This is a genomic window from Haemophilus parainfluenzae (assembly GCF_900450995.1).
GTDB lineage: Bacteria > Pseudomonadota > Gammaproteobacteria > Enterobacterales > Pasteurellaceae > Haemophilus_D > Haemophilus_D parainfluenzae_O.
The window spans coordinates 1-4,176 of record NZ_UGHY01000001.1; the positions used below are offsets into that span (position 1 = coordinate 1).

Sequence of the window (4,176 nt, forward strand, 5' to 3'; positions counted from 1 at the left end):
TGAAATTTGATTACTCGATCAAATGGTATGAACTAGCAGAAAATAAACTACTGCGGCAAGCACAATACATTCTAGAACAATCTCAAAATGTGGTTATTGCAGAAAATTTTTATGATGCTATCAAGAGTGAGGTTGATAAACTTTCTTTCACGGCAGATGTGTACCGCCTTAGAAAGAAAAAGGAAATCCCCATTCTTAACGGGAAATATCTTGTAAAATTCCTTATTGGTAGAGAAACCGTTTATATCGTAGATTTTAAATCAGCTAAACAAAAAAATTATTAAATCGTTAGATTCAGAAATAATCCATAAAATCATTGCCAACAAGTGCCAATGATTTTATGGATTTTCATTTTTTTTGAGCGTAAAAAAAACCGCAAAAAGAAAGACGAGTTACTTTCTGCGGTTAATGGGTGCAATGAGATTTTGCACCATTGTTATCCATATAAGATTTGCGAATTCCTCCGCTCTTTCATCATATCAAAGGTTTTATTAATCTCAATTAAAAAAACGCTTAATACGTTGTTTTAGAGCCTTTATTGGGTGTTTCCTTTCCCACTCTCTTTTTCTTTTCTCAAATTGCATCTGAGCCTGGTTATTCATTGCAAATTTAGCGTAAGAGCTCGACATTTTTTCTAATAAAGAATTGATGTGCTTTTTACGCTTATACATTAAGTACAGATAAGCAAAAAAGAGGATAAAAACGATAATAAGGGCATTATAAAAAACAATAATAAAAAGGGCGTTCATTCTATTCTTTCATTTAAGGTATTTATTAGGCATTTTAATTGCCTGGAATGGGTAAAAAGACCAGGTGATCTAAGGTAAAGATTAAGCCAGATTCTATTATTAAAATATCATTAATTCTTTACTTTGATACACACCTAACGCAAATTTAAAATTTGCCTTTTTTTCCTTTATAAATCAAGGGTTTGAGTGTTTTCGACCACATTTTTAGAGGGGGGAAGCTGATTCTGTAGAGAATCTGTAGCGCACCCCCAGAGAATCTCTTGATTTCATTATGAATTTTACCAAAAGATTCTGTAGAGAATCTGTAGAGATGCAATTTTGCATCTAAAAAACCCAAAAAACAGCAAATACCTCACGTTTCCTGATGAATGTTTTATGAGTTTATTTTAGATTTTTTTTGTGACGGCGTCTTAATTTTAAATACAAAAACGCTCATTTTCTTTTACAAAAGACTTAGGCAATTCTTATCACAATGATTTTCATCACAACTAAACAAGGAGAAATTATGTCAGGTATAAATAAATCTATTCAACAAAATCTATCTGATTTTTAGGTATCTCTACTAATTCATAAAGTGATAGCTTATAACCTCTCTTTTTCAATTCAGCCCAAATATCACGCTCTTTCCCAAATTTTGACTTATGACTTTCATTGACCGCTAAAAATTTAGCATAATGCACCAGGTCATCTAGCGGCACATCATCTATCACCTCATAAAAACCATCTAGCTTTAATAGACAATCCTTAGCGTAAATAGCGTATTCATGCGAGCTAAACTTTGGATTTTGCGCATCAAACTTAACGAAAGAACCATACTTGTTTTTATGGGGGAACGCCGGGCGTTTCTGTTCGATTTTTACCGCACTTTTCTTGCTTTTAATTGTAAACTTTAACGAAACAATGCTGCGCCCTCGCTTGATCGGCTCAACACTTACAAGAAGATCCGATTTAGCATTGATTTCATCAATAGCGGGCGTTAAAACACGCTGGTTAAAATTATTATATCTATCGTATTTATCCGAAACTTGTAACCAATCTTTAAGCTCATCAACACTTGTTTGTCTCCACCCTGTATCCCTATATTGAGAGCATAATTCATATAATCGAATTGTATGCGTACTAGAAAAAGCACCAATATTTACCAATTGATATTTAGTAAAGTTATTATGCAACTGCGCGATATAGGGTAGTAAATCCTCATGGAATTCGATATAAAAACGCCCTTCTTTTTTGAAATATGTTCTCTTATTAACTAAAACCACTTCAGTTAATTCTTTTTCATTATCTACCAATACAATCCAACGCTTTGATATTTTAAGTATTGCATTCCTAACCTGGGTATAAGCTGATTTTTCATCAACATCAGGAAAATGCTTACAGAAATCCGCAATAGTAAAATCAAACCCACGTTTAATAGGATTTTCAGGATTAAAAACACCTAGCGTCAAAGACAAAATTCTCATTTCATCAAGAGTCATGGAATAACTAGCTTGAACAAAACTATTAGCTTTAGAAATTGTTAATGATGTATCAGTCATAACCCACCCTTAAGGTAACAAACAGCCATTAAAGACTACAATAAAAAATACAAGTAGTCAAATACCGTAAATTTGTAGTCTTTTAACCGTAAATTTGTAGTCTTATAACCGTAAATCTGTAGTCTTATAAATCGCAAACCCCTTGTGCGACAAGCGATCCCAGAGCCTACAAACAAGAATACAAACAAGAATACAAAAAATAGAGCCTAAAGGCTCTTTTTGGGGGCTTTCAGCCCTAATTTTTTATTTTTTTATTCAATGCAGAATTTAATAAGATTCCTAATGATTTTGCTATGCGTGTTGCTCAAGGGATTAGGCTATCAGATGAAGAAAAGAAAGAATTAAAAAGATTATTTATTAATATGGATTTTAAGCAAAAGAAACCATAAAGCCCCGAAGTGGTATATAAAAAATCGGAGCCGTAGGAGACTTCATTCAGCTGTGCCAACTGACCAATGCGCATCAGCCTCCTCCCCAACGGATTCTTTACTCTATTGGCCTTATAGTAGCTTTATAGTTTAAAATGGTACCACAACATTGTTCAAGTGGAGTCGTATTATGAGCAAATCCTGTGGTGGCGCCTGTGGCGGTGATGCAACGTCCGCAGCGGATACCGATATACAGGCCTCCTCAGAGGCGCCAGGGAGATGGGTCAGTGTTTATGCAGTGCCGAAGATGGACTGTCCATCAGAAGAACGAATGATTCGCCTAGCCCTGAACGGCTTTAAGGAGATTCGGGCGCTGTCCTTCGACTTGTCGAACCGCCGGCTGAAGGTCGTGCATGACGGCGAGGTCGAGCCCATCACCTCGAAACTGAAGACCTTGGGGCTAGGCGCCTCGCTTCAGGAAACCGTCGCTGCAAATCCAGAGACCATCAAGGCCGCCGAGTTTTCGGCAGCTTCTGCTAAGCAAGAATCCGGGACCCTGCGCTGGTTGCTCGGCATCAATGCACTTCTGTTCGTGGTGGAAATGACTGCCGGTCTGATCGCCCAGTCCACAGGCCTGATTGGAGAATCCCTGGACAATTTTTCCGATGCGGCGGTGTACGGGCTTGCCCTTTATGCGGTTGGACATAGCGTGAAAATGCAGGTACGTGCCGCGCATCTTGCTGGTGTACTGCAACTGATCTTGGCTGTGGGCGTGCTCGTAGAGGTGGTGAGACGCTTTGTATTCGGTAGTGAGCCTGAATCTCTGGTGATGATGGCTATCGCATTCGTCGCATTGATTGCCAATACCAGTTGTCTACTGCTCATATCCAAACATCGGGAAGGCGGGGCGCACATGAAGGCAAGCTTGATATTCTCGGCCAACGACGTGGTGATCAACCTGGGGGGCATCACCGCCGGCGCCCTGGTCGCGTGGACCGGTTCCAATTATCCAGATCTGATTATCGGCACCATCACGGGGGGATTGTACTTAACGGTGCCAGACGCATTTTGGCGTTGAAGGGTTAAATAATGCTCATTATTGGCAAAAAGCTCTCGCCGTATGCCCTGTTTTATCTGCTTATACCCCTGCTTTGTTTTTTTAGAGCCTTAATTGCATAGTTAAGCACCTGGTTTCGCATAAAGTGCCATTATGTTAAATCATTTTACTCACTTAAATCGCTTGTTTATGCAATGTTACAGATCACCAAAAAATGCTAATGCAGGATAGGGGATATAGTTTTTATCCTATTTTTTGATTAAAAATTTTTCTGATAAACTACCCTTATATGAAAAAGGAGGAATTATGCAAATAGCATTACCCAATACTCAAACATTTGAGAAAAAAGAACCCCTCTATACAAACGAAGAACTTCATTTACTGCATCAATTAGAAAATGGATTAGTAAAATCAACTTCTCATGAAGATGTGATGAAAAACCTGAAACAGGTACTAAAACTAGA

The 4,176-nt window shown here is 38.1% G+C and carries 2 protein-coding genes and 1 pseudogene; 2 read left to right on the top strand and 1 reads right to left on the bottom strand.

All coding sequences use genetic code 11. The annotated features are described in order from the left end of the window. Window positions 1-284, top strand: a 284-nt coding sequence (locus DX522_RS00005) for a type II toxin-antitoxin system RelE/ParE family toxin (protein WP_115179381.1), incomplete at its 5' end; no start/stop codon positions are given. A gap of 989 nt (window positions 285-1,273) precedes the next feature. Here the strand turns inward: DX522_RS00005 and DX522_RS00015 are convergent. Beyond that, entirely contained in the window at window positions 1,274-2,287 is a 1,014-nt protein-coding gene (locus DX522_RS00015; protein ID WP_005646131.1) for a replication initiation protein, read from the bottom strand. A 558-nt stretch (window positions 2,288-2,845) separates the two neighbouring features. On the opposite strand from DX522_RS00015, the pseudogene DX522_RS00020 reads away from it, so the two are divergent. Continuing rightward, window positions 2,846-3,741, top strand: a pseudogene (locus tag DX522_RS00020) (cation transporter). The last annotated feature ends 435 nt before the right edge of the window (window positions 3,742-4,176 follow it).